At 71.3% G+C, this 24,564-nt stretch carries 26 protein-coding genes and 1 tRNA gene; 8 read left to right on the top strand and 19 right to left on the bottom strand.

The features are described from left to right. Window position 1: 1 nt before the first annotated feature. From D474_RS0124495 to purU, 6 genes are all read right to left on the bottom strand, one after another. A complete protein-coding gene (locus D474_RS0124495; RefSeq protein ID WP_040704409.1) occupies window positions 2-379 on the bottom strand; it encodes an Asp23/Gls24 family envelope stress response protein in 378 nt (125 codons plus the stop codon). Window positions 380-391: 12 nt separating this feature from the next. Next, on the bottom strand, window positions 392-565 hold the full coding sequence (locus D474_RS32870; RefSeq protein WP_017616118.1) for a hypothetical protein: 174 nt from the start codon (window positions 563-565) through the stop codon (window positions 392-394). Between the two features lie 40 nt (window positions 566-605). Then, window positions 606-920 carry a hypothetical protein gene (locus D474_RS0124485; RefSeq protein ID WP_017616117.1) on the bottom strand — a complete coding sequence of 105 codons (315 nt, stop codon included), beginning with the start codon at window positions 918-920 and terminating at the stop codon, window positions 606-608. 2 nt (window positions 921-922) lie between these two features. Next, window positions 923-1,381, bottom strand: coding sequence for an Asp23/Gls24 family envelope stress response protein (locus D474_RS0124480; protein ID WP_017616116.1), 459 nt, complete (start codon window positions 1,379-1,381; stop codon window positions 923-925). Window positions 1,382-1,453: 72 nt separating this feature from the next. Then, window positions 1,454-1,657: a CsbD family protein gene (locus D474_RS0124475; protein WP_026118773.1), complete on the bottom strand. Its 204-nt coding sequence runs from the start codon at window positions 1,655-1,657 to the stop codon at window positions 1,454-1,456. A 304-nt stretch (window positions 1,658-1,961) separates the two neighbouring features. Then, a complete protein-coding gene (gene purU, locus D474_RS0124470; protein ID WP_017616114.1) occupies window positions 1,962-2,846 on the bottom strand; it encodes a formyltetrahydrofolate deformylase in 885 nt (294 codons plus the stop codon). Between the two features lie 179 nt (window positions 2,847-3,025). Between purU and D474_RS0124465 the strand changes: the two genes are divergently transcribed. Continuing rightward, complete coding sequence (locus tag D474_RS0124465; protein WP_017616113.1) at window positions 3,026-4,261, top strand: alanine racemase; 1,236 nt, start codon at window positions 3,026-3,028, stop codon at window positions 4,259-4,261. A gap of 105 nt (window positions 4,262-4,366) precedes the next feature. Here D474_RS0124465 and D474_RS0124460 read toward each other — a convergent pair whose 3' ends face one another. Both D474_RS0124460 and D474_RS0124455 read right to left on the bottom strand, forming a co-directional pair. Beyond that, complete coding sequence (locus D474_RS0124460; RefSeq protein ID WP_017616112.1) at window positions 4,367-4,768, bottom strand: DUF3618 domain-containing protein; 402 nt, start codon at window positions 4,766-4,768, stop codon at window positions 4,367-4,369. A 14-nt stretch (window positions 4,769-4,782) separates the two neighbouring features. Beyond that, the gene (locus D474_RS0124455; protein WP_017616111.1) at window positions 4,783-5,925 is read right to left on the bottom strand and encodes a CDP-alcohol phosphatidyltransferase family protein; all 1,143 of its coding nucleotides are present in this window, start codon (window positions 5,923-5,925) and stop codon (window positions 4,783-4,785) included. A gap of 326 nt (window positions 5,926-6,251) precedes the next feature. On the opposite strand from D474_RS0124455, the gene bcp reads away from it, so the two are divergent. Together bcp and D474_RS0124445 are read left to right on the top strand one after the other, a co-directional pair. Continuing rightward, window positions 6,252-6,734, top strand: coding sequence for a thioredoxin-dependent thiol peroxidase (gene bcp / locus D474_RS0124450; RefSeq protein WP_017616110.1), 483 nt, complete (start codon window positions 6,252-6,254; stop codon window positions 6,732-6,734). Window positions 6,735-6,865: 131 nt separating this feature from the next. Further along, window positions 6,866-6,940: transfer RNA gene (locus D474_RS0124445), tRNA-Leu, on the top strand. Between the two features lie 54 nt (window positions 6,941-6,994). On the opposite strand, the gene D474_RS0124440 is transcribed toward D474_RS0124445, so the two are convergent. The 4 genes from D474_RS0124440 to D474_RS0124425 all read right to left on the bottom strand — a co-directional run bounded on the left by D474_RS0124440 (window position 6,995) and on the right by D474_RS0124425 (window position 12,293). After that, window positions 6,995-8,290, bottom strand: a complete 1,296-nt coding sequence (locus tag D474_RS0124440) for a serine/threonine-protein kinase (RefSeq protein WP_026118772.1) — start codon at window positions 8,288-8,290, stop codon at window positions 6,995-6,997. Between the two features lie 458 nt (window positions 8,291-8,748). Further along, the gene (locus D474_RS0124435) at window positions 8,749-10,095 is read right to left on the bottom strand and encodes a M16 family metallopeptidase (RefSeq protein WP_017616109.1); all 1,347 of its coding nucleotides are present in this window, start codon (window positions 10,093-10,095) and stop codon (window positions 8,749-8,751) included. Window positions 10,096-10,187: 92 nt separating this feature from the next. Next, window positions 10,188-11,486: a M16 family metallopeptidase gene (locus D474_RS0124430; RefSeq protein ID WP_040704407.1), complete on the bottom strand. Its 1,299-nt coding sequence runs from the start codon at window positions 11,484-11,486 to the stop codon at window positions 10,188-10,190. A gap of 120 nt (window positions 11,487-11,606) precedes the next feature. Then, window positions 11,607-12,293, bottom strand: coding sequence for a hypothetical protein (locus tag D474_RS0124425; RefSeq protein ID WP_026118770.1), 687 nt, complete (start codon window positions 12,291-12,293; stop codon window positions 11,607-11,609). A 252-nt stretch (window positions 12,294-12,545) separates the two neighbouring features. Here D474_RS0124425 and sppA point away from each other — a divergent pair, with 252 nt between their 5' ends. Then, window positions 12,546-14,267: a signal peptide peptidase SppA gene (sppA, locus tag D474_RS0124420; RefSeq protein WP_017616107.1), complete on the top strand. Its 1,722-nt coding sequence runs from the start codon at window positions 12,546-12,548 to the stop codon at window positions 14,265-14,267. Between the two features lie 61 nt (window positions 14,268-14,328). Continuing rightward, entirely contained in the window at window positions 14,329-14,787 is a 459-nt protein-coding gene (locus D474_RS0124415) for a flavin reductase family protein (RefSeq protein ID WP_040704404.1), read from the top strand. A gap of 109 nt (window positions 14,788-14,896) precedes the next feature. Here the strand turns inward: D474_RS0124415 and D474_RS0124410 are convergent, their stop codons facing one another. The 6 genes from D474_RS0124410 to D474_RS0124385 all read right to left on the bottom strand — a co-directional run bounded on the left by D474_RS0124410 (window position 14,897) and on the right by D474_RS0124385 (window position 20,173). Continuing rightward, window positions 14,897-15,823, bottom strand: coding sequence for an ABC transporter substrate-binding protein (locus D474_RS0124410; protein ID WP_017616105.1), 927 nt, complete (start codon window positions 15,821-15,823; stop codon window positions 14,897-14,899). A 40-nt stretch (window positions 15,824-15,863) separates the two neighbouring features. Beyond that, on the bottom strand, window positions 15,864-16,544 hold the full coding sequence (locus D474_RS0124405; protein WP_017616104.1) for an ABC transporter permease: 681 nt from the start codon (window positions 16,542-16,544) through the stop codon (window positions 15,864-15,866). Beyond that, window positions 16,532-17,338 (bottom strand): ABC transporter permease, encoded by an 807-nt coding sequence (locus D474_RS0124400; protein WP_017616103.1) that lies wholly within the window; start codon window positions 17,336-17,338, stop codon window positions 16,532-16,534. The genes D474_RS0124405 and D474_RS0124400 overlap by 13 nt, the downstream gene beginning before the upstream one ends. Then, on the bottom strand, window positions 17,335-18,450 hold the full coding sequence (locus tag D474_RS0124395; protein ID WP_017616102.1) for an ATP-binding cassette domain-containing protein: 1,116 nt from the start codon (window positions 18,448-18,450) through the stop codon (window positions 17,335-17,337). Before D474_RS0124395 ends, D474_RS0124400 begins: the two co-directional genes overlap by 4 nt. 252 nt (window positions 18,451-18,702) lie before the next feature. Next, window positions 18,703-19,380, bottom strand: coding sequence for an HAD family hydrolase (locus tag D474_RS0124390; protein WP_040704403.1), 678 nt, complete (start codon window positions 19,378-19,380; stop codon window positions 18,703-18,705). Window positions 19,381-19,402: 22 nt separating this feature from the next. Next, complete coding sequence (locus D474_RS0124385; protein WP_017616100.1) at window positions 19,403-20,173, bottom strand: NUDIX hydrolase; 771 nt, start codon at window positions 20,171-20,173, stop codon at window positions 19,403-19,405. Window positions 20,174-20,281: 108 nt separating this feature from the next. Here D474_RS0124385 and nadA point away from each other — a divergent pair, with 108 nt between their 5' ends. Both nadA and D474_RS0124375 read left to right on the top strand, forming a co-directional pair. Continuing rightward, on the top strand, window positions 20,282-21,274 hold the full coding sequence (nadA, locus tag D474_RS0124380; RefSeq protein WP_017616099.1) for a quinolinate synthase NadA: 993 nt from the start codon (window positions 20,282-20,284) through the stop codon (window positions 21,272-21,274). A gap of 167 nt (window positions 21,275-21,441) precedes the next feature. After that, on the top strand, window positions 21,442-22,899 hold the full coding sequence (locus D474_RS0124375; RefSeq protein ID WP_020480272.1) for a hypothetical protein: 1,458 nt from the start codon (window positions 21,442-21,444) through the stop codon (window positions 22,897-22,899). A gap of 53 nt (window positions 22,900-22,952) precedes the next feature. Here the strand turns inward: D474_RS0124375 and D474_RS0124370 are convergent, their stop codons facing one another. Next, the gene (locus tag D474_RS0124370) at window positions 22,953-23,567 is read right to left on the bottom strand and encodes a TetR family transcriptional regulator (RefSeq protein WP_017616098.1); all 615 of its coding nucleotides are present in this window, start codon (window positions 23,565-23,567) and stop codon (window positions 22,953-22,955) included. A 343-nt stretch (window positions 23,568-23,910) separates the two neighbouring features. Between D474_RS0124370 and D474_RS0124365 the strand changes: the two genes are divergently transcribed. Further along, window positions 23,911-24,564, top strand: a 654-nt coding sequence (locus D474_RS0124365; protein WP_017616097.1) for an MBL fold metallo-hydrolase, incomplete at its 3' end; no start/stop codon positions are given.

Below are 24,564 nucleotides of genomic sequence, written 5' to 3'. Positions count from 1 at the left end.
GTCAGCGCACCATCTCCACGATCTCGATGTCGATGTGGTGGACCCTCGAACCGGTCAGGTCCTCCACGCAGCTGCGGACGCTCTCGCGCACCAGCGCCGTCGTGGCCCGCACCGGTTCCGGGTAGCGGACGCCGATCCGCAGGCTCAGGAGGACGGCCTTGCCGCTGACGCGGACCCGGGCCGCACGGTGCCGGGCCGTGCCGACCCCGGGGACCTCGCGGGCCGCGTGCGCAGCCGCCTTCTCGATGACGGTCGGAACGATGTCGACCCGTCCGCCGGGGTCGTGCCCGGCGGAGGGGCGTTCGTGCCGCCCGCGGTGCGGAGGCCCTGAGGTCTCCGCCCGCGGGCGGGGCACGGTGTCGGTCTCCGCGTGGGCCATGGTGACACCCACCTAGGCCGAACGCCGTGTGAAGATCTCGGCGAGGTCGATCTCGCCCTCCATGGCGCGCCCGGCGACGAATCCGACCACCCCGAGCACCAGGACCAGGGCGAAGGCGGCGAATCCTCCGAACGCCCCGGCCAGGCCGAGCACCGTCCCGAAGGACAGTCCGACGATGGGCCACATGGCTCCCCCTCTTGGCTTGCAGTGTTGGTGTCCGGAGCCCTCAGCCGCCGGACGGGGCGCCGCCGAGGCCGGCGACGACGTCCTCCACGAACACGTGGACGGCGCGGCCGCCTGCGATCGGGGCGAGGTCCCTGCGGAGTTCGGCGGCGATCTCCGGCAACGCCCTGCCGTAGCGGACGACCACCCCGACCTCGACCTCGGCCCGCCTGACGGCCACGCCCCGGACACGCCCGCCGGGGGCGGGTGTGGCCCGGGTCGCGAACCCTCCGGCCGACAGTTCGACGACGTCGGGGTGGACCGCAGCGGCGTCGGCGACGCGCCGGGCGATGCTCTCCGGGGTCTCGCCGCTGTCCATGGCTACTGGACCCTCGGTCCGGAGTCGGACTGGTCCTCGTCGTCGTCCGGAAGGTGGATGTCGTCGACGTTGATGTTGATCTCGGTGACTTCGAGCCCGGTCATGCGTTCGACCGCCTGGCTCACGTTGCGGCGCACGGCCGCGGCGAGGTCCTGGATCGCGGATCCGTACTCGACGACGAGGTCGATGTCGACGGCGGCCTGCCGTTCACCGACCTCCACGGAGACCCCCCTTGAGGGCGACGACCCTGAGTCGGTCCCGCGGGTCACGACGTCGCGCACGGCCCCGACGGCGCGGGCGGTACCGCCGCCCATGGCGTACACACCGCCGATCTCACGCGCGGCCATACCGGCGATCTTGGCGACGACCCCGTCGGCGATGTGGGTGTGGCCGCCCTCCTCACGACTGCTGTGGCCCTCACGGGCCGTGGGCACCTTGCCTTCGGTCTTGATGTCCGACACTGACTCCCCCTCGACAGTGTGCGGTGACGAGGCCCACGGCCCCGTCACCCCTCCTCACTCGGATCCGAACACTCAGCGCTTCTTGAAGACGTCGCGGACCTTCTCGGCCACGTTGTCGGCGGTCTCCTCGACCTTCTCCTTGGCCTCTTCCGCCTTCTCCTTGGCCCCGGCCTTGGCCTGGTCGGTCTTGCCCTCGGCCTCCTTGCCCTGGTCGCCGGTCGCCTTGCCGAAGGCTTCCTTGCCCTTGCCGACGGCGTCGTCGTAGTCCTTGCCCATGAGCTCCCCCTCGCCCGGACGCATGTCCGTGGGTGTGGACCGAAACTCGAGATCCCGACCGTTGGAGCAGGTCGGAAAACATCGGTCAGATCACACCATATACACACTCTGTGTAGCCGACAAGGCACTTCCAGAGAGGTTTACCTGGTCAAAAGAGGTAACGGTAGTACCATCCTTGCCCCAAATAGACGCCGGGAACCCCCGTTCGACCAGAAAACGAAAGGGGCACCCGTGGGTGCCCCTCAACCTGTCCGAAACCCGGTCAACCCGGGTTCCGGCCCTGCTCTCCTCCCGAGTGCAGCGCTCAGTCGAACACGACCGTCTTCTCCCCGTTCAGGAGTACACGGCGCTGCGCGTGCCAATTCACCGCGCGCGCGAGCGCGACCGACTCCATGTCGCGGCCGATGGCGGTGAGCTGTTCGGGGCTGTGGGTGTGGTCGACCCGCGAGACCTCCTGCTCGATGATGGGGCCCTCGTCCAGGTCGGCGGTGACGTAGTGGGCGGTCGCGCCGATGAGCTTGACCCCGCGCGTGTGCGCCTGGTGGTAGGGGCGGGCACCCTTGAAGCTCGGGAGGAAGGAATGGTGGATGTTGATGATGCGGCCCGACATCTTCGTGCACAGCTCCTCGGACAGGACCTGCATGTACCGGGCCAGGACCACCAGGTCCACGTCGTAGCGCTCGACCAACTCCAGCAGGCGCGTCTCCTGCTCGCGCTTGGTCTCCGCCGTGATCGGCAGGTGGTGGAAGTCCACACCGTAGGAGTCGGCGAGGAAACCCAGGTCCGGGTGGTTGGAGACGACCGCGACGATGTCGACGTCGAGGAGCCCGCTGCGGTGGCGGTAGAGCAGGTCGTTGAGGCAATGGCCGAACTTGGAGACCATCACGATCACCTTGGGGCGGGCGTCGCGGCGGCTCAGGTTCCACTCCACGATCGAACCGTCCGCACCCCCGAAGTCACCGGCCAGCGCCGCGAAGGCACCCTGCAGGGTGTCCTCGTCGGCGGCTCCCCCGTCGCGCGCCTCGGCGACGAACTGCATCCGCAGGAAGAACCGGCCGGTGTAGTGGTCGCCGTACTGCTGGCTCTCGGTGATGTTGCACCCGTGCTCGGACAGCAGGTTGGCCACGGCGGCCACGATGCCCCGGCTGTCGGGGCAGGCGAGGGTCAGGACGTATTCACGCTCACTCATGGAAAAGAACCACTCCAGGGATCGGACGGCTGAACAGCCAAGACGCCCCAGGGTATCGGCCTGCGCCCACTCGCGGGCGGGGTCGGGGACGTCCGACCGGACACACCCGTCCGACCCCGTGGGCAGAAAGGACCCCTTCCGGAATGTGAAGAAGATTCATGTTCTGGCATGCTCAAGTCATGACACGTCCGCGCCAGAGCTACGAGAGCGCCACGCGCGACCTCGAACCCCCCTTCGCCGCGGTGGACCTGGCCGCCTTCCGCGCCAACGCCGCAGACCTGACCCGACGCTCACACGGCCGCCCCATCCGTGTGGCCAGCAAGTCCGTGCGCTGCCGCGACCTACTGCGCACCGTGCTCGCCCTGCCCGGTTACGAGGGCGTCATGGCCTTCACCCTGCCCGAGGCCCTGTGGCTGGCCACCGACGACGACGGCGGGCGCGGCCCCGTCACCGACGACGTCCTGGTCGCCTATCCCACCGTCGACCGCCGGGCCCTGACCGGGCTCGCCCGCTCCCCCGCGGCCGCACGCGCCGTCACCCTCATGGTCGACGACACCGTCCACCTCGACCTCATCAGAGCCGCTGTTGCCGACGCCCGCGCCGAGGGGATCGACGTCCCGCCCCTGCGAGTGTGCCTGGACATCGACACCAGCTGGCAGCCCTTCGGCGGCGTCCTGCGTATCGGCAGCTACCGCTCCCCCGTGCGCACCCCCGCCCAGGCGGCCGCGCTCGCCCGCGCCGTCGTGGCCCGGCCCGAACTGGAACTCGACGGCATCATGGCCTACGAGGCCCAGATCGCCGGGGTGGGCGACGCTCCCCCGGGGCGTCCGCTGTACGGACGTGTGCTCCGAGCCGTGCAGCGCAGGTCGTCCGTGGAACTGGCCCGCCGCCGCGCCGCCGTCGTCCGTGCCGTCCGCGACGTGGCCGACCTGCGCTTCGTCAACGGGGGCGGGACGGGGAGCCTGCACCTGACCGGCCGGGAGAAGGCCGTCACCGAGCTCGCGGCGGGTTCGGGCCTGTACCAGCCCCACCTGTTCGACCAGTACAGCTCCTTCAGCGGACGCCCGGCGGCGCTCTTCGCCCTGCCCGTGGTGCGCCGCCCTGCTCCGGGGGTGGTCACGGCCCTGGGCGGCGGGTACCCGGCTTCCGGGCCCGTCGACCGGTACCGCCTGCCCGCCCCCCATCTACCGTCGGGGTTGTCGCTGTCGTCCGACGAGGGCGCCGGGGAGGTCCAGACCCCGCTGTTGGGCCCGGCCGCACGCGACCTGGCCGTCGGGGACCGTGTGTGGATGCGCCACGCCAAGGCCGGCGAGCTGTGCGAGCGCTTCGACCGCCTGCACCTCATCGACACCGACAGCGGATCCCACGTGCGCACGGTACCCACGTACCGGGGCGAGGGACGCACGTTCCTCTGACCTGCAGCGGAGCACCGACCACGCACACGGCGAGGGCGCCGGACCCTGTTACGGATCCGGCGCCCTCGCCGTGTGACGGTACCCGGGTAGGGGCCCGGGTCTGGCTCACTTGCGCTTGCGGCGCACCGCCCAGGCGACCACGCCGACCGCCACGACGGTGCCGACGCCGGCCGCGAGGATGACCGCCTCGGGGGGAAGCTGGCCCCGCGACTGGTAGGTGGTGATGACCTCCTCGTCGCCCTTGACGACGATGGAGCCCTCCTCCGGCTCGACCAGACGGCTGTCCAGGCGGACCGCGCCGCCGCCCAGTACCAGAGCCCGGGCCTCGTCGACCAGCCGGGCGCTGCGCTCCTTGGCCTTGCCGATCTGTCGGCGGGCGATGTTGCCGGGGGGGCCCGCCTCTTCCAGAGCGTCCAGCGTCTCGGCGAACTGGCGCTGCTCGCGGTCGATCTCCGCCTGGATCTCAGCGGGGGTCTGGCGCGGTTCGGTGGTGTCGCTTGACGACATGTTGCCTACTTTCTCTAGCGCAGGGATGCCTGAGAGTCCGAGCCCGAGCCGGTCTCCCGGCCTTCCTCCTCCGCGCCGTCGGACGGACCGGAGAATCTCAGCGCGCCGTCGATTCCGTCGACCACACGGAAGAAGTCCCGCGTGGACAACCACAGTTTATAGATGATGGCGATCTCGAACGCGAGCAGCAAAACACCCGCAACGGCGGTGATCCAGACGATCGCGGACGGGCCGAGTGCGGCCGCTGTCAGGGGAGCGATCACGAACACCGCCATCTGGAACTCGATGCCGCCGACGAGGTGAGTGCGTACCCGCCGCGTGCTGAGCACCGCCCAGAACCGCTGGTACCAGGGGAAACGGTCCCGGAACTCCTGGTGGAGGTCGACCTTGGGCAGGGTCAGGTCGGGCTGCTTGCCCGCCCGGCGGCTGTTGCGGTTCTCCCGCTCGCTGTGACTGCGCAGGATCTGCTCGAGTACCCCGATGCCGTGCCGCAGCACGGCCTGCTCGCCGCCGTCACTCATGGTGCGGTCACCGCGCCCGGTGGCCTCTCCGGTCTCCTCATCGGCCTCGCGCCCGCGTTCGCTCTCGGGCGGCTCCAGCATCGACAGGGTGGCGCGGGCCCGTTCGAGGGCGGCAGCCAGGTGGGAGCGCATCTCTCGGCGCACCTTGTAGACCTGCAACGCGTTGAGGTAGCGCAGCATGTCGACGAAGACCACGGCCAGCGCCAGCCACACGAACCACACCGGCGGGGCTCCGGGGTACTGTTGCGAGGCCACGACGTACTGCCCGCCCATGAGCGCCACGGCACAGACCAGTACCCGGAAACGGTCGGAGACGTAGTCCATCCAGGAGCCGAACAGCGTCTCGGTCCCGGTGAGACGGGCGAGCTTGCCGTCGACGCAGTCCATGAGGAAACACAGGTAGTAGAGAAGCGCGCCGAGCAGCAGGAAGTGCCAGTAACCGAACGCGAAGCAGACCGCGGCGCCCAGCCCGAGGAAGAGCGCGGCCACCGTCACCTGGTTCGGTGTGACGCCGGTCCGGTTGGCGAGCAGCCGCACGATCCGCACCGCGAGCGGGTCCACGAGGTGCACGGTCCACCAGGAGTCGCGCTCCTTGAGGGTTCGGTCCCTCACCTCGTCGAGTGTGTGTCCAGGCATCGTCGCCAACTACTCCCAAAGCGAAGCGGATGTGTTCGGCCGGCGGCCACGCGCCGCCGGACGAGAGCTGCCGCCCGGCCGGGCCCCGCACCCCCGCCGCGTCGGGTCAGGAGCGGGTCGACCGAAAGTACGGGTTCGGTCAACGATAGGTGATGCCGCGAACGGTCACCGCCCCGGTCAGGGAACCGAACCGCAATCGCAACCCGGTCCTGGCCCTCCGGTGAGTTCCCCGGTGCCCCGGCGCCCCCGCGTCACCGGCACCTTCTAAGGTGGGCGCGTGACACGCGGGTGGTGGTTCCACCCGGACAGAGCAGAGGAGAAAACACGTGAGCGACCCGATCCGCCTCCAGCCCGGCGACCAGGCACCGGACTTCACGTTGAACGACGCCGACGGCAAGCCGGTCACCCTGAGCCAGGTCCTGGCCGAGACCGGAAAGCGCGTCGTGCTCTACTTCTACCCGGCCGCGATGACGCCCGGCTGCACGACGGAGGCCTGCGACTTCCGCGACAACCTGCGCGAGTTCGACGCGGCGGGGATGACTGTGCTGGGCATCTCCCCCGACAAGAGCGACAAGCTCGCCGAGTTCCGCGACAAGGAGGGCCTGACCTTCACCCTCCTGGGTGACCCCGGCAAGGAGACGCTGAGCGCCTACGGGGCCTTCGGTGAGAAGAAGAACTACGGCCGTGTCGTCCAGGGCGTCATCCGCTCCACCGTCGTCGTCGGCACCGACGGCAAGGTCGAGAAGGCCTTCTACAACGTGAAGGCCACCGGTCACGTCGACCGCCTCAAGCGCGACCTCGGCCTCTAGAGCCTGTTCGGCGCCTGCTGAACAGGCCCTGCCACCCCCGCAGGACGGGCCCGAGAGGCCGGCCCGGAACCCGTTGTGCAGAGGGCCCGGGCGGCCCCGGGCCCTCTGTGCGGGGGTACAGTTGTGCCGACGGGGCCGTAGTCCAACCGGCAGGAGACGGCAGCTTTAGGTGCTGTACAGTGCGGGTTCGAATCCCGCCGGCCCCACCGAGCCCCAGGCGCGCGAGCCCCTCGCGCGCCTGACGTGTTTCCGGGGCCGGGTCAGCGCCCCAGGAGCGCCCAGAGCACGAGCCCGAGCAGCACGACGACCCCGAGGGCGACCGCGATCACGACCGGGAGCCGGCTCTGGTGCTCGGCGTGCCGCCCCGAACTGGTCAGCCCCAGGGTGTCGGTGGACTCCCGGATCGAGGTCATGATCGAGTTCATCGCCTCGGGGCTGTGCCGGAGCCGTTCATTGATGGACTCGGCGAGCACGTGCGCGCCGGCCCGGAAGTGCTCCTTGGCCTGCTCACGCGCGGACTCGTGCTCGCCCGGCTCACCGTCCTCGGCCCCGGCGGGCCGCGGCTCGGCCGGGGCGGAGCTCTGCTCGGCAGTGTGCTCGTCGGTCTCGGGCGCCCACGGGGCCAGCGCGGCGATCCGCAGCATCTTCGTGGCGTTCTCGGCGGTCAGGCGCTCGGACGGTTCGACCTTGAGCAGCCCGGCCAGCACCGGGGCGAGCGGTCCGGCGTTGGTGGCCTCCTCCGGCTCGTCCAGCTCTGCCTGCCGCAGGATCTTGATGTACCCCTTGCGGTCGTACGGCGGGTGCCCCTGCACGGCGGTGTAGAGGGTCGCACCCAGGGACCACAGGTCGGTCTCGGGCCCCAGCGGGCCGGCCTTGGCGCGTTCCGGCGAGATGTAGGCCGGGGAACCGATGATGCGTCCCGAGGAGCTGAGCGCGGACTCGCCGTTCCAGGCGGCCAGGCCGAAGTCGGTGAGCACGACGCGGCCCTCGGCACTGATCATGACGTTCTCGGGTTTGACGTCGCGGTGGACGATGCCCTCGTTGTGGGCGACCTTGAGGGCGTCGATGAGCTGCAGCCCGATCTCGGCCACGCGCTGGTAGGGCAGCGGACCGCCGAGCGCGACGAGCGCCTCCAGCGTGGAGGCCTCGACGAGCTCCATGACGATCCAGGGCCGTTCGTCCTCGTCGACCACGTCGAGCACGGTCACGAGGCTGGGGTGGGTCAGCCGTCCGGCGACCCGGGCCTCTCGTGTGGTGCGGCGCAGCAGCGACTCGCGTTCGTTGCGCCCCATGTCCGCGGGAATGCGCAGCTCTTTGACAGCGACCTCGCGGTCGATGACCAGGTCGACGGCGCGCCAGACGGTCCCGACACCGCCGCGTGCGATCTCGGAGACGAGTTGGTAGCGGCCCTTGAGGAGCCGGCCGCCGGGGGGCCGGGACTCGCCCGTGGTGTCATCAGCGCTGATGACCGCCTCCGGCTGTTCGGGGGCGGCTGACGCCTCTGACCTCTGGGTGTGAGGGTTGTCTAGGGAGGACACGGTTATCCACGGGTCCATTCACCGGCCATGGTGGCCTCCTGCGGAGCGTTGCTGTGGCCGGCCACCGCGAAGGTGGTCGGATCAATCGTTATACCAGCCGGGCACGGGGACCATGCCGACAGTGGCCGGAGGACCGGCACAAAGGTTCGCTTTCGTTATGTCCGAGGCTGGCGCCGACATTCTGTGACCTACACCACCATGGGCCGCGTTGTCCCCGGACAGCGGGCCACAGGGACCGGCATCGGGGCACGTGCGAGCGGTCGCACACAGACACGTGCCCCTCCCCTCGGACACTCGCTCCGCCGGAGGGGTCAGGGCCGGCGGGCAGGGCCTGCCGGGCGGGCGCCCGGTCACCTGGTGCGCCCAGCCCGTGCGAGCGCACCACTGGGTGCCACCCGCCACCGCCCTCGACGGACACCTGACGGAGCAGTGCCCGTCGAAACGACGGAAGGCGCCCACCGGACAGGCCCTGGGCCTCAGGCCCAGAGAGTCTCGGGGTCCACGACCTCGACCGGGCCGACCCCGGTCTCACCCAGCGGTCCCCGCAGGCGCTCGGCGTCGCCCGCCACGACCACGACCGCCTGCTCGGGGTGCAGGTACTCCTGCGCCGCAGAGTCCAGGCTCTCCCGGGTGAGCTTCTCGTACCCGGCCCGCTGGCGGTCGACGTGGTCGTCCGGAAGGTCGTGCACGACCATGTCCACGAGCGCCCCGGCCATGGAACGCGCCGTGGAGTAGGACACCGGCAGCCCCACCGTGTTGGACTCGCGCACGGTCTGGAGCTCCTGCTCGGTCACACCCCCGTCACGCAGCTCGTTCACCTGCTCCAGCGAGGAGGTGATCGAGTGCGCGGTCGTGTCCGCCTCCACCTGCGTGCTCATGAGGAACACACCCGTGTCGCGGCGCAGGTCGAAGCCGGACCCCGCGCCGTAGGTGTAACCCAGGCGCTCGCGCAGCTCCATGTTGAGGCGGGAGGTGAACATCCCGCCCAGGATCTCGCTGACGCCTTCGGCGCGCGGCAGGTCGACCTCCTTGCGGGAGGGCACACGCTGCGCGATGACCAGCGCCGACTGCACCGAACCGGGGCGGTCCACCACGACCACGCGCGGGAGCTCGCCGGGCGGCGGGGCGGGCGTGGTGAGGTCGCGCTCGCGGGAGGCGGAGGTGTCACCGAAGACCCGCTTGCCGAGCTCGGACAGGTCCACACCGGTCAGATCGCCCACGACCACGAGCGTTCCGGCCGTGGAGGCCAGGGTGTCCCCGTGGAAGGAGGCCACCTGCTCGGGGGTGACCGCGCCGAGCTTGCCGGGACCGCCGGCCAGCGGGGTGCCGTAACGGCCTGTGAAGAGCTGGCCGCCGACGCTGCGCATGGCCAGGGTCTGGGCGGAGGCGCTCCCCAGCCAGAACCGCTCCACGAGCTGCTCGCGGCGGCGCAGGATGTCGTCGGCGTCCAGCGCCGGGCGGCGCACGGCCTCGGAGAACAGGCCGACCGCCTGGTTGAGGCGGTTGACGGGGACGTCGAGCCCGGTGACGAAGGCGTCCCAGGTGACGCGGGAGTTCCACTCGGCGCCGTGGCGCTCGAGGGCCGGGGCGAGGGAGCTGTTGCCGTCGGGGCCGTCCTCCAGGACCTCGCTGGTCAGGAGGCTCACCCCCATGGCGTCGAGCGGCTCGAGCGCGGCGCCGTGCTGGTGGACGAGGCGGAGGGAGACCAGGAGCTGGCCGGGGACGTCGATGGCGACGACCGTGCCGGCCCCGACGTCGACGCGCTGGGGCCGGGGGAAGGTGAACGAAGCCGGGGCCCCGAGTTCCGGGCGGGTCTGCGACATGCTGTGCGGCTCTTTCTGCTGCGAACGGCTTGACGATGGGAACCCGGGCGGGCGGCGCTTCCGGCGTGGACCGGGGCCGCACCGCCGCGCGGTCAGAGGGCGGCCGGGGCCTCGGAGGTCTCGGGGTCGAAGCGGACCACGAGCACGTTGTCGTCGACGAGCAGCCGCTCGGCGGCGGCGCGCACCTCCTCGGCGGTGATGTCGCTCCACCGGTCGGGCCAGGTGTAGGCCAGCGCCGGGTCGTCGAAGAGCTGGGCGCAGGAACTGAGGCTGTCGGCGAGGCCGGAGGGGCCCGAGATGCTCTGCAGGTGGTCGAGCTCCAGGACGGCGCGGGCGCGGTCCAGCTCCTCCTCGGTGACACCGCCGGCGAGCTCGGCGATGGTCTTGCGCACGGCCTGCTCGAGCTCGTCGCCGCTGACCCCCTCGCGGGCGAGCATGTTCACCAGCAGCAGGCTGTCGGTGTAGCGGAAGGGCAGGATGTCGGCGGCCGCACCGCCGTCGTCGGCGGCGATGGGACGGTCCACGACCAGGTCGCGGTACAGGCGGCTGCCCTGTCCCTGGCCGAGCACGGCCGAGGCCAGGTGGAGCACGTCGAACTCGCGTGTGCCGTAGGCGGGCACCCGGAAGCCGACGAACACGCCGGGGGCGGGCACGGTCTCGGTGACCGCGTCGCGCACCGGGCCTCCCAGGGACGAGTTCAGCGACGCGTCGGGGACCTCGGGCAGGGCGTCACGGGCCGGGACGGCGCCGAAGAACTTCTCCACACGCGCCAGGACGTCCTCGGGTTCGAGGTCGCTGACGACGGTGAGAACGCAGTTGTCGGGCCCGTAGTGGGCCTTGTGGAAGGACTTGACGTAGTCGAGGTCCGCGGCGTCCAGGTCAGCCATCGAGCCGATCGTGGGGTGGTGGTAGGGGTGGCCCTCGGGGTAGGCCAGGCGCAGGATGCGCTCCAGGGCGGTGCCGTAGGGCTGGTTGTCGTAGCGCTGACGGCGCTCGTTCTTGACCACGTCGCGCTGGTTGTCCAGCACCTCCTGGGTCATGCCCTCCCGTAGTGACGCCAGGCGGTCGGCCTCCAGCCACAGGATCAGGTCCAGGGCGTGGGTGGGCACCGTCTCGAAGTAGTTGGTGCGGTCGGTGGAGGTCGAGGCGTTGATGTCACCGCCCAGGCGCTCCACGACGTCGAAGTGTTCGGCCTTGGCGACGTTCCCGCTGCCCTGGAACATCAGGTGCTCGAAAAGGTGCGCGAACCCCGTGCGGCCGGGCACCTCGTGGCGCGACCCGACCCCGTACCAGAGGTTCACGGCGGCGACCTGGCCGGTGGACGCGGGCGCCGTCACCAACCGGAGCCCGTTGTCCAGTGTGAACTGTCCGATCCGTTCCGCCGCTCCCATGATGGTCACCAGGCTGCACCCCGCATCCGCGCCGTAGCTGAACTGTTCGTCGTGTGACGACTACGAGCCTATGGCCTCCGAGGACCGCGTAGGCACCGGAACTGGGAATCCGTCGGGGGTTCAGCCGTCGTGGCCGGTGGTGTCCATGGACGCGGCGACCTCGTCGTAGAGCTGGTCGTGCTGCGGGTCGGCCGACCAGACGTACAGGAGCACGTCGGAGACCGGCAGGAACCACATGCGCACCTCGAACTCGTCGCCGTTGACGCAGGAGACGTTCCAGACCGCGTGGTGGGACTTCAGGTCGTCGGCGTGCGTGGCGAACTCTCCGGGATTGGTGAGTTCGGCCCCCTCGACGTCGATGTTGCCCGAGGCGGCGGTGTTGAGGCTGCGGCAGCTGTCGGTGTTGTCCGCCCAGCCGTCGTCGTCGCTGAAGGCCTCGCCCTGCAGCGGCCAGTTCTGCGGGTGCTGGTCGGCGGCGCCGGTGAAGAGCTGGATCGACCCGTACGCGCAGGCGGGCTGGCCGGGAGGGGTCAGACACAGGGTGCCGCCCTCGTTCTGGACCTCCCAGTCTTCGGGAGCCTCGATGCTCACACCGTCGACGTCGAGGGCCTCGGTACCCTCCGAGCCCTCCGGGGCCACGGGCGGCATCATCCCGCCCTCGCCGGCCTGGAGCTCGACATCCTCCAGGGAGCCTCCGTCGCCGCCGCAGGCACCGAGCACCAGCACCGCCGCAGCGGCAGCCCCCGTGCCTGCGCCGACGCGTCCGCGCAGTCTCCTGTGGACAGCCCCACCCGTCGTGCCCGCCATGTCGTCCCTCTCAAAGCCGTGTGCCTGTTCCGGAACAGATCCGACCCGAACCCTAGCGCCATCCGACACGGCACGCGCACCGGACCGGAGGGGACGAGGCCGACAACCCACCCCAGTGGGGCCGGGGTGACTCCTGCGGTCGGACTCCCGGGTCCGGCACCCTCCTGGACAGCGGGATCCAGAGCGTCTCAGCGTGCCTGCGGTTGCCTCAGGGGTAATGCGGCGCCCGCAGGCAGGACCTAGGGTGAGCCCATGGTGGACCTCGCGAAGATCACGGAACCCCTGTCCCTGAAGCGGTTCGCGCCCGGCCCCAAGGCGCCCGTCGTGCTCGAACTCGACCTGTCCGAAGGGGTGGTCGACGAGAACCCCGGCGACCCCATCGGCCAGCTCCTCAACCGGCGCAAGCAGCACTACCTCGAGGTCGTCGAGGGTGTGCGCCGCGGTGCGCGCGACCCGCACGTGGCCGCGCTGGTGGTGCGGGTCGACGCGCGCTCCTTCCAACTGGCGCGCGCCCAGGAGCTGCGGGACTGCATCGCCGACTTCCGCTCCACCGGCAAGCCCGCCGTGGCCTGGGCCGACAGCTTCGGCGAGGGCGGCAACGGCAACCTGCCCTACTACATGGCCACCGCCTTCTCCGAGATCGTGCTGGCGCCCACCGGGATGGTCGGGCTCACCGGTCTGCAGTGGCAGCAGTTCTTCCTCAAGGGCGCCACGGACAAGCTCGACGTGGAGTTCGAGGTCGGCCGGCGCCACGAGTACAAGAGCGCGTTGGACACCTACACCGAGACCGGGTTCACCGACGCGCACCGCGAGGCCGTCGATGCGCTGCTGGACTCGTTCAACGCCCAGCTCGTGGAGGGCATCACCGAGGCCCGCGGGCTCACCGAGGAGCGGGTGCGCGAGCTCGTCGGAAGCGGACCGGTCCTGGCCGAGGAGGCCCTGGACGCCGGGCTCGTGGACCAGCTCGGCTACCGCGACCAGGTCTATTCCGACCTGTTGGAGAAGGTGGCCGAGGAGCGCGACGCAGCACCGCACCTGCAGTTCGTCACCCGCTACCACCGTCGGCACACCCCTCCCCCGCGCCCCCGGGTCGCCGGAGGCCCCGGCCACATCGCGGTGATCTCGGCCTCGGGCGCCATCACCCTGGGCAGGTCCCGGCGCTCCCCGCTGTCGGGCGGCACCGTCATGGGTTCGGACACCGTCGGCGCGGCTTTCCGGGCGGCCCGTCAGGACCCGCAGGTCAGGGGCGTGGTCTTCCGGGTCGACAGCGGCGGAGGTTCCGCGGTGGCCTCCGACCTGATCCGGCGTGAGAGCGAGCTGACCAAGGAGGCCGGCAAGCCCGTCGTCACCACGATGGGTGGTGTGGCCGGTTCCGGCGGGTACTACGTGGCCCTGGGATCGGACGCGATCGTGGCCCAGCCCGGCACCATCACCGGCTCCATCGGCGTGATCACCGGAAAGCCCGTCTACGGCAAGCTCCTGGAGCGCCTGGGCGTGACCACCGACTCGGTCGGCCGGGGCGAGCACGCCGGGATGTTCCACCCCGACCGCCGCTTCACGGACTCCGAGTGGGAACGCATCAACGCGGTCCTGGACAGCACCTACGACGACTTCGTGGCCAAGGTCGCGCGCGCCCGCGGCCGTACGTGGGACGAGATCCACGAGGTCGCCAAGGGCCGTATCTGGACCGGCGCCGATGCCCGGGAGCGCGGCCTGGTCGACGAGCTCGGCGGGTTGGAGACCGCGGTGCGCATGGTTCGCGACCGCATCGGCGAGGGCGCCCTGCCCGTACGCGCGTTCCCGCGTCCGCACCCGCTGGACCGCCTGCGCCAGCACGAGTCGAGCGAGGACCTGGCCGCCTCCGACCCGGAGACCACCCTCAGTCCCTGGGGCACACTGGCGGGCGCGGCCGCACGCCTGGGGCTGCCCGACGCAGGGCCGCTGACCATGCCGGGATACTGGGACCTGCGCTGATCGGCGCCGCACGACGTACGAGACGGGGGACGGGACAGCAGTGAGCGAGTACTTGGACGCGATGTCCGCGGTCGCGACGGGGGTGACCGTCGTGACCGTGGCCGACGGACGCGACGACATCGGCGCGACCGTGACCGCCTTCGGGTCGATCTCGGCCGAGCCTCCGGTGGTCTCGGTGAGTGTGGACTCCTCCGGTTACATGGCCGAGGTGATGGCGGAGGTGGGGGCCTTCGCCGTGAACGTGCTGGGTTCTCCGCAGAAGGCGCTGGCAGGGCGCTTCGCCGCCGAGGGGCGCCCCAGTGCCCGCCTGTTGGTCGCCAACCAGCCGCACACCCGCGGCGAGCACACGCGGGCGCTGGTGCTGGAGGAGGCGCTCGCGGCGATGGAGTGCCGGGTGCGGCACACCGTCGAGGTGGGCGACCACACGGTTTTCTTCGCCGACGTGATCGGCATGCCCGCGGTCCGTGGACAAGGGGCCGCGTTGGTGCGCCGCGTCGGCCGCTACCACGCCATCGACTGACACGGTCCGCTCGCGTAGGGGCCCCGCGGCCGGGACGGGAGCGGGGCCCCGCGGCGTTGCAGGGCGGGTCCGCTCTCCCGGGGCCTCGGTCTCCGGACGCCTCTTCCGATCAGTCCAGGCCGGCCTCTGCGAGCCAGTCCTGGGCCACGTCGGAGGCGTTCTCGTTGTCCACGACCACCCGTTCGTTGAGCGCGGTGACCTCCTCGGTGGTCAGCTCCGCCGAGACCGCGTTCAGGGCCTCGCGCGCGGTCTCGTCGACCTGCTCGGAGTTGACCAGGGGCGTGACGTTCTGCGCGCCGAACACGTTCTCCGGGTCCTCCAGGACCACGAAGTCCTCCACGGCGATCTGCGGGTCGGTGGTGAACAGGTTCGCGGCCTGGATGTCGTCGTCCAGCAGCGCCTGGGTCAGGAGCGCGACCTCCAGGGAACGGAACTCGCCGAACTCGACCCCGTAGACGTCCTCCAGGCCTTCCAGGCCCTGGTGCCGGGTCTCGAACTCGGGCGGGCCGCCGATGGTCAGGTCCTCCGCGACGCCCTCGAGGTCGGCGAGGCTCTCCAGGTCGTGTTCGTCGGCGATCTCCTGGCTGACGGTCACCGAGTCCTTGTTCTCGGCCTCGGAGGACTCGAGGACCTCCAGTCCCTCGGGCAGCGCCTCCTCCACGGCCGCGTCGGTCTCCTCCGGGCTGCCGCTGGGAGCGTCGTCGTCCAGGTAGGCCAGGATCGCGCCGTTGTACTCCGGGAAGACCGAGAGGTTGCCCTCCTCCACCTGGGAGTAGTACACCTCCCGGCTGCCGATGTTGAGCTGGTACTCCACGTCCACGCCCCGGGCCTCCATGGCCCGGCCGTAGACCTCGGCGAGCAGGGTGCTCTCGGGGAAGTCCGCGGATCCGATGACGACGGTGCCGGCCTCTGCACCGCCGCCCTCCCCGTTGCCGCCGCCTTCCCCGCCGTCGCCCTCGAAGGGGTCACTGGCCCCGCACGCGCTCAGCACGAGCACGGTCAGGGGCAGTCCGGCGAGGGTGATCCCGTTGCGCATGTGGTTGCTCCTCACGTGGGTGGAACCGGGTCGGGGGCCGCTACCTGTGGGCGGCGGCCAGGGATCGCAGTCCGGGTGCGACCAGGAGTCGGCTCAGACCGGCGAACAGCAGGGTGGTGACCACGGCCAGGAGCACCACCAGGACGGAACCGCCGAGCATCATCGTGAGGTCCTGGCGGGCCTGCCCGTCGACGATGTAGCGGCCCAGCCCGCCCACTCCGACGTAGGCGGCGATGGTCGCGGTGGCCACGACCTGCACGGCAGCGGTGCGCAGGCCGTTGACGACCAGCGGGACGGCCACGGGCAGTTCCAGGCGCAGCAGGACCTGGCCTCCGCGCATGCCCATGCCGAGCGCGGCGTCCTTGAGGGCCGGGTCGACCTGGCGCACGCCCTCGTGGGTGTTGACCAGGATCGGCGGGACGGCCAGTGCGACCAGCGCGGTGACCACTGGCACCAGCCCGATGCCGGCCGCCAGCACGATGAGGAAGAGCACCCCGATGGTGGGCAGGGCGCGGGCGAAGTTGGCCAGGCTCGCGGTCGCGAACCCCCCGACCCCGGTGTGCCCGGTGAGCAGGCCGACCGGGACCGCGATGAGTGCGGCGACCAGCAACCCGAGCAGGGAGTACTGGACGTGTTCGGCGGTGCGCACGGGGATTCCGTCCGGCCCGCTCCACTGGCCGGGGTCGGAGAACCAGGCCACGAGCTCGTTCAGGACGTCCATGGGCGTGCCCCGTTCCCGGAGTCGGCGGTCTGGGTCGGGTCGGTGCCCGCGTCGGCGGCGGTGGCCTCACCCGCGGGCACGGTGGCCCGGTGCCGTCGCTTGCCGCGTCTGCCGTCGCGGCGGGCCCAGGGGGTGAGCAGGCGTTGGGTGAGCACGAGCAGGGCGTCGGTGGCGAAGGCCAGCAGGACGGTCAGGACGATGCCCACGACGATGGGGGCGTCGAACTGGCGGCGGAACCCTTCGCTGAGGATGAGCTGTCCGAGCCCTCCGAGCCCGACGAGGGAGGCCACGCTCACCATGCTGATGGTGGCGACGGAGGCCACCCGCAGGCCGGCGATGATGACCGGGAGCGCGACGGGCGTCTCCACGGTGAGCAGTCGCCGCATCGGACCGAACCCCATCGCGATGGCGGCCTGGCGCACGTGTTCGGGGACCTGGCGCAGGCCGTCGACCACGTTGGGCAACAGAATCACCAGGGTGTACAGCGCCAGCGGCACGATCGCCGTCCAGTCACTGAATCCCGTGTAGGGAAGCATGAGGAAGAACAGCGCGATGGACGGTACGGCGTAGAGCACGTTCACGCCCGTCAGCACCGGCGGGTACAGGCGGGTCCAGCGCACGCAGGCCAGCCCGAGCGGGAGCGCCAGGGCCAGGCCGATGAGGATCGACACGTAGGCCAGGCGCGCGTGCTCGACCAGTAGGGGCCACACGCCGCGTTCACCGTCGCCGGGGTGGCTCCAGTTGGCCACCGCCCAGTCGACGATCCCGGAGCCCCAGTCCCACACGGCGTTCATCCGGACACCGACCAGATCGCGCCACCGAGGTCGGCCTGGGAGACGACACCCAGGACCCGCCCGTCGCCGTCCACACCCACGGCCCGCCCGGCCGGGGAGAGCACCGCGGCGTCGAGGGCGGCGCGCAGGGAGTCGCGTTCGACGTCGAAAGTGTGTCCGTAGGCGGTGAGGTCGAGCCGTCCCAGCTCCACGCCGGAGGGTTCGCGCCGGAGACGGTCGGCGGCCACCCACCCGAGCGGGAGGCGGCGCTGGTCGACCACGAGCGCCCAGGGTTCCCCGGCGGTGTCGACGGTGTTGAGGGCGCGTTCGACGGTGTCCTGGTCGTCCAGCACCACGTCCTCGCGCAGGGAGAGGTGGTTCGCGGGGAAGAACGCCAGGCGGCGCACCCCGCGGTCGTAGCCGATGAAGGACTCCACGAAGTCGTCGACGGGGTGCGTGAGCAGGCGTTCGGGGGTGTCGTACTGGGCGAGTTCCCCACCGGGGCGGAAGACCGCGATCCGGTCGCCGACCCTGACGGCCTCGTCGATGTCGTGGGTGACGAGGACGACCGTCTTGCGGAGCTCGGCCTGCAGGCGCAGGAGCTCGTCCTGCAGCCCGGTGCGCACCACGGGGTCGACGGCGCTGAAGGGCTCGTCCATGAGCAGAACGGGCGGATCGGCGGCCAGGGCGCGGGCCACACCCACGCGTTGCTGCTGTCCACCGGAGAGCTGGTGGGGATAGCGCTTGGCCTGGGACGGCTCGAGTCCGACCAGGTCCATGAGTTCGGCGGCCCGGGCCCGGGCGCGGCCGCGTCCCCGGCCGAGGAGGAGGGGGACGGTGGCGATGTTGTCGCGGACCGTGCGGTGCGGGAACAGGCCGGCCTGCTGGATGACATAGCCGATGGAACGCCGCAGCTGGGCCGGGTTCTGGGAGCGCACGTCCCGTCCGTCGACCAGGACCTTCCCGGAGGTGGGTTCGACCATCCGGTTGACCATGCGCAAGGAGGTGGTCTTGCCGCTTCCGGAGGGGCCGACGAAGACGGTGGTGCGGCCGCTCTCGACGGTGAGGTCGAGGCCTGCCACGGCGACGGTGCCGTCCGGATAGTGCTTGGCGGCGCCCTCGAACGTGATCATCGGTGGGTGGTCTCCATTCGGGGACGGTGTCGGGGTGGCCCCGCGGGGGTTCGGACCGTGCGCAGGTTCGCACGTTACCCACCTTCGGAGGGATCAAACGGGCGACACACCGCAGCGCACGCAAGTCCGGCAGGGCAGGGGTTCCGGGGGCGCGGCCACCGGGCCGGCGGTGGGACGGCGGTGTGTTCGGCCCCGGGGCGGACGGTGCAGATCGGGCGGTACCGGGGCGGAGAGCGCGGTTCCCGGGAGGGATCAGGCGCGGTTGTGCTCGGCGATCCATGTGTCGAGCGCGAACAGGTCGTTGACGACCACGTCCGCGCGGGCGGCGTCGGAGCGTTCGGCGTGGCGGTAGCCGTAGAGCCCGCGGCGCAGCAGGGCGGTGTGCATCCCGGCGGCGCGGGCGGGGAGCACGTCGTTGTCGGTGCGGTCCCCCACGTACAGGATCTCGCCGGGTTCGGTGCCGGGGCGGACCTCGCGCACCAGGTCGATGGTGCGGTCGAAGAAGACGGGGTCGGGCTTGGCCACGCCCCACTCGTCGGAGATGCCGATCCCGGAGACGCCGAGGTCCATGGCCTCCAGCGCCGGCCCGGCCTCGGGGGGCTGGTTCCCCGCGATGACCAGGGTGAGGTCCTGGGCGCGCAGGGCCGCGAAACCGGGGCGCACGTCCGGGTAGAGGTCCTCGGGGCCGAAGTGTTCGCGCGGGCCGTCGGGGTCCTGGTCGCGCCAGCGCGCGCTCTCGGTGGCCAGGTCGAACCCGGGCACGAACAGGCGGAAGGCGTCCAGGTGGGTTCCGCCGGAGGCGATGACGCCGCCGATGGTGCCGAAGAAGGCCAGGTGCGGAACGCCGATGCGGTCGGCCCAGCGCGCGAAGATTCGGGTCTCGTCGATCAGCGTCTCACCGACGTCGAACACCACGGTACGAATGCTCACGGTCTGGGAGTGTACCCGCGTCTCAGGGCGCATTCGGCGGGCGCAGGACCGCGAACTCGTCGGTGATCTGCAGGTTCCGGTCGCGGAAACGGAAGAGCGCCGCGGGCCGGCCACCGGAGCGTCCCGAGGGCACCGAACGTCCGGTCTCCTCGATCTGTCCGCGCCGCAGCAGCACCCGTCGCAGGTTCGTGGCGGCGACGTCGTGTCCCAGCGCCGAGCGGTAGTAGCCGGAGAGCTGGGACATGGTGAACTCCGGCGGGGCGAGCGCGAAACCGACGTTGGTGTAGCCGAGTTTGGCGCGCAGCCTGCGGCGACCGGAGCGGACGACGGAGGCGTGGTCGAAGGCCATGGCGGGCAGGTCGGCGGCGGGGTGCCAGCCCGTGTCGGCAGGCACGATCGGGTCGACGTCGGCGGGCACGAGGCCGAGGTAGGCGGTGGCCAGGGTACGGCGGCGGGGATCGCGTTCGGGGTCGCTGCGGGTCTCGAGCTGTTCGAGGTGGGCGAGGTCGCGCACGTCGACCTTCTGTGCGAGCTGCCTGCGGATGGACACACCCAGGTCCTCACCGGCCCCGAGCGCACCGCCGGGCAGAGCCCAGAACCCCTCGTAGGGGGGCAGCGCGCGGCGCCAGAGCAGGACGCACAGCTCACCCTCGCGGATCTGGAGCACGACGGCGAGTGCCTCGTGGCCGAACCTCGGGGGCTGCTGCTGACCGGGGCCGCCCTCGTCGGCTGCTGGTACGGCTGGTGCGTTCGCGTGCGGGATATCCACCCTGTCCCTTCCGTCGAGCACCATGTTAAGGTTCACGGAGTTTGTGCCTGACAGACGAAAACTCTGCTCAGGGCATGGACCGCCCCCTGCACGGTCACCGGCACCGTGCTTCCGCCCCGAGGGAGTAGCGCCATGGCAGCCACCGCGACCGACACCACGAACAGACAGGCCTGGGCCGAGGAGGTCCGCCGCCTGGCCGAGGAACGCGACGCCGTGATCCTCGCGCACAACTACCAGCGCCCCGAGATCCAGGACGTGGCCCACCACACCGGCGACTCCCTGGGGCTGTCCCGACTGGCCGCGCAGGTCGAGGCGCGCACCATCGTCTTCTGCGGCGTGCACTTCATGGCCGAGACCGCCAAGATCCTGGCCCCGGAGAAGACGGTGCTCCTGCCCGACCCGAACGCCGGCTGCTCCCTGGCCGACACCATCACCGCCGAGGACGTGCGGGCGTGGAAGGCCGAGCACCCGGGTGCCGTGGTCGTCGCCTACGTCAACACGACGGCGGCGGTGAAGGCCGAGACCGACATCTGCTGCACCTCGTCCAACGCCGCCGACGTTATCCGGTCGATCCCCGAGGACCGGGAGATCCTGTTCCTGCCCGACCAGTTCTTGGGCGCACACGTCAAGCGGGTCACCGGTCGGGAGAACATCCACGTGTGGATGGGCGAGTGCCACGTGCACGCAGGCATCGACGGACACACCCTGCGCGAGCGCGTGGACGCCGAACCCGACGCGGAGGTCTTCGTGCACCCCGAGTGCGGGTGCGCGACATCGGCGTTGTACCTGGTGGGCAGCGGTGCGGTGCCGCAGGAGCGCGTCAAGGTGCTCTCCACCGGCGGCATGCTGGACGCGGCCGAGCAGACCGACGCGGCCAAGGTGCTCATCGCGACCGAGACCGGGATGCTGCACCAGCTGCGCAACGCCAACGACACGACGCGGTTCGAAGCGGTCAACGACCGGGCCGAGTGCCACTACATGAAGATGATCGACTCCGAGAAGCTGCTGAACTCGCTGCGCCACGGGACCACGGAGATCACGGTGGACGCCGGGGTCTCCGAGCGGGCGCGGCGTTCCGTGGAGCGCATGGTCTCCATCGGCAGCCCATCCCGCGGCGGGGAGTGACCCGCGGCGCGTCTCGGGACGGCTTCCGGGGCACCGCCCCGGGGCGACCCGCCCTCCTACCCGAAGGTAGGGGTAACAGAACCCTTACCTTCAGGACACAGCTCACCGATTCCCCCACGCCACCGGGCACGCGTCGCTAGCGTCACGGAGAGAGCGGGGGGAGAATCGTGACCATAGGGACCGAATCCGGCGAACCGACGGGCGCCGACGCGCGCACATTCCACGACGCCTTCGCCGCTCCGCTGTACCGGTACGCCTGGTCGCTGCTGGGCGGGGACGCGGAGCGCGCCACGGAGGCGGTGCACGACGCGCTCGTGGCCGCAACGATCCTGGACGGCGAACGCGCCCCGGGCACCGCACGCACCCCCTGGCTCTACGCCCTCACCCGCACCGCATGCCAGCAGCGGGGGCTCGCACGCTCGTGTCCCTACACGGACCTGGCCACCGTCGCGGCCGAGGAGCCGGTCGGGCGCATGTACGCGAACCTGCCCGCCGGCCACCGCGAGCTGGTCGAGCTCGACCTGCGCCACGGGCTGTCCCCGGCCGACACGTCCAGGATCCTGGGCCTGTCCCCCGGCATGTGTGTGGAGCTGACCCGTTCCGCGGTGCGACGGGCCGCCGACAACCTGCACGGGCTCCGAAACGCTCCCGACCCGTTGGAGGAGGACGAGGGGCACGCACCTGCGACCCTGCGGCGGCACCGGGCCGAGCGGGTGGCGGCCGCCCTGGAACAGTTGCGTCCACCCGGCCCTCCACCGGGCTTGCGCGGCGAGGTTCTCGCCGGCTCCACCGACCCCGGGCTCACCGTCGTGCGGGAGCGGATCGCCGCGGCGATGCGTCCGCTCGACGATTCCGGTTTCCCAGCCCATCGAGTGCGCACGCCCGCCGCATCCGAGAGCCCCGACGAGTCGGGGGCCGGCCCCGGTACGCCGGCCGAGGGCGAGCGGGGCCGCGGAGCCGCGGTGGCCGTGCCCCTCCCCCGGCCGTTGCCGGAGGACCGCCTGACCACGGCCGACCACCCGGTGCGCTCCGAGCACACCGCCTCGCTCGCCGCTCCCGGCGAGTCGCCCGCGCCGGTCGAACCCGAACGTCCTCGGCGTGTGCTCCCTGTGGTGTCGGGTCTGGCCACGGTGGCCGCAGCGGTCGGGCTGTGGCTGTGGGCGAGCGCGCTCGGGGGTCCCGCGACCGTCGTGGGCCCGGAAGCGACAGGGCCCGACCCCTCCCCACCGGTCTCGGGTGCGGATCCGACGGCCTCCGACGACGCTCCCGGGCCGGCGCTGCGCGAGGACCCGGGGGCGAGCGCCTCCCCCACCGAGGGCGAGACCGGAGGGACGCAGCCCCCCGGTGACGGGGCGAGCGGGCCCGATTCCGAGCCGAGCCCACCGCGGTCGCCCGGCGAGGGCGGCGACGAGGACCGGGACGGCGAGGGTGGATCGCCCGACCCGCCCCCGGCCACACAGGAGCCCGATCCGCCGCATGACGAGGACCCGGGCGGGTCCGACCCGGACCCCGGCGCCCCCGAGGTTCCGGAAGCGCCCGAGGAGGAGTCACCGGAGGAGGACGGAGGCCGCAGCGGGGTCATCGGCGGCCTGCTGGACCTGTTCCTCGGCCCGAACGACACATAGCGCCCGGAGCATGCGCCCCGGACACACCGGGCGCATCCTCCGCCCGTCCGGGGTCAGAAGTCGGCGAGCAGCCTCTCCGCGGTCAGGTGCAGGCGCTCCTCGGCCTCGTCGACGCTGCGTCGGCTCTTGAGGATCTCCACGAGCTCGAAGATCCACACGCTGGTCAGCGACCCGACGAGCACGTACCCCTCGTCGTGGCGGTCCACCGGCTCGACCGGCCGACCCTCATCATCGGTGTCCAGGGCCCCGGTGACCACGCGCCAGACCAGGTCGGAGATGCGCACGTCTAACTCGATCTTGACCTCGGCCATGATCAGGGAACGCACGAGCGCGTCGGCCAGCTCGGGCTCGCGCATGAGCCCGCGGGTGGCGCGCAGCAGCACGTCGACGGCGCGCCCGGCAGGGGTCTCGGCCGTGGGCGGGCGACGCACGATCCCGCCCTCGAGCAGGTCGAGCTCCTCGGTCACCACGGCGACCACGAGGTCCATCTTGGACGGGAAGTAGCGGTAGAGGGTGCCCAGGGCGACCCCGGCCCGTTCGGCGACCGAACGCATCTGCATGGCCTCGACACCGCCGCGCACGGCCAGCGCCGCAGCGGTCTGCACGATGCGTTTGCGACGCTGGGTCTGACTTCGCGACAGCGTTCCGGTCGGCGCCTGCACGGCCACAGGATCTCTCCCATTCCTCTTCGGCCCGCGCGCTGCCCGTCCGCCGCGGTCCTGGAACCCAGCTCATCGGCGCCGCAGCCTCCGCGCGGGCGCCTCGATGAGAACACGTTATCCGAGCCATTCCCGCGCGCGCAGCCGATCGAACCCATGATCCGCGCCTCATCGTGCGACGTGGCAGAGGCTGTACGAGAGTTGGAAGAGAGTTTCCACCCTTCCGCCCAGACTCAATAGAATATGTTCTATTTCACTGGGGTCGCCCCGTCGATCCCGACCTGCCCAGGTCGCCCGACACCCGCGCCAGTATCATCGAATCCGATTCGGTTTCGATTGGAGAGGTGTCAGGATGCGCGAGATGCCCCGGGTCGAGGAGCTCGACCACGGCGTCTGGAGCCTGCCGGTGCCCATCCCCGGCAATCCGCTCGGCTTCACCTACGTCTACCTCGTCTCCGGCGACGACGGAGCGGCCCTCGTCGACACCGGCTGGAACCACGAGGAGTCCTGGGACGCCCTCACCCGTGCCGTCGAACAGACCGGCCACAGCATCGAGGGCGTCCGGGGCGCTGTACTCACCCACTTCCACCCCGACCACGCCGGCCTGGCCGGACGTCTGCGCACGGCCTCCGGGGCATGGATCGCCATGCACCCCGCCGACATCGAGGTCACCGAACGCCTGGCCGCCGAACCCGCCGAGAACCGGGTCGCCGCCCTGGCAGACCAGCTCCGCCGCGCCGGATTCCCGGAGGAGGACCTGGCCGCCTTCGCCACCGAGACCGACCTCCCCGAACCCTCCGCCGTGCCCGACCTGGCCCTCAAGGACGGCGATACTGTCGACCTGCCCGGACGCAGCCTGCGCGCCGTGTGGACCCCCGGCCACAGCCCCGGACACCTGTGCCTGCACCTGGACGACGCCGACGTCTTCTTCACCGGCGACCACGTCCTGCCCCGCATCACCCCGCACGTGGGCCAGTTCCCCCTTCTCTCCACCGACGGCGACCCC

It is taken from the genome of Nocardiopsis salina YIM 90010, from assembly GCF_000341025.1.
GTDB classification, from domain to species: Bacteria; Actinomycetota; Actinomycetes; order Streptosporangiales; family Streptosporangiaceae; genus Nocardiopsis; species Nocardiopsis salina.
This window is presented reverse-complemented; position numbering and strand designations above follow the sequence as displayed.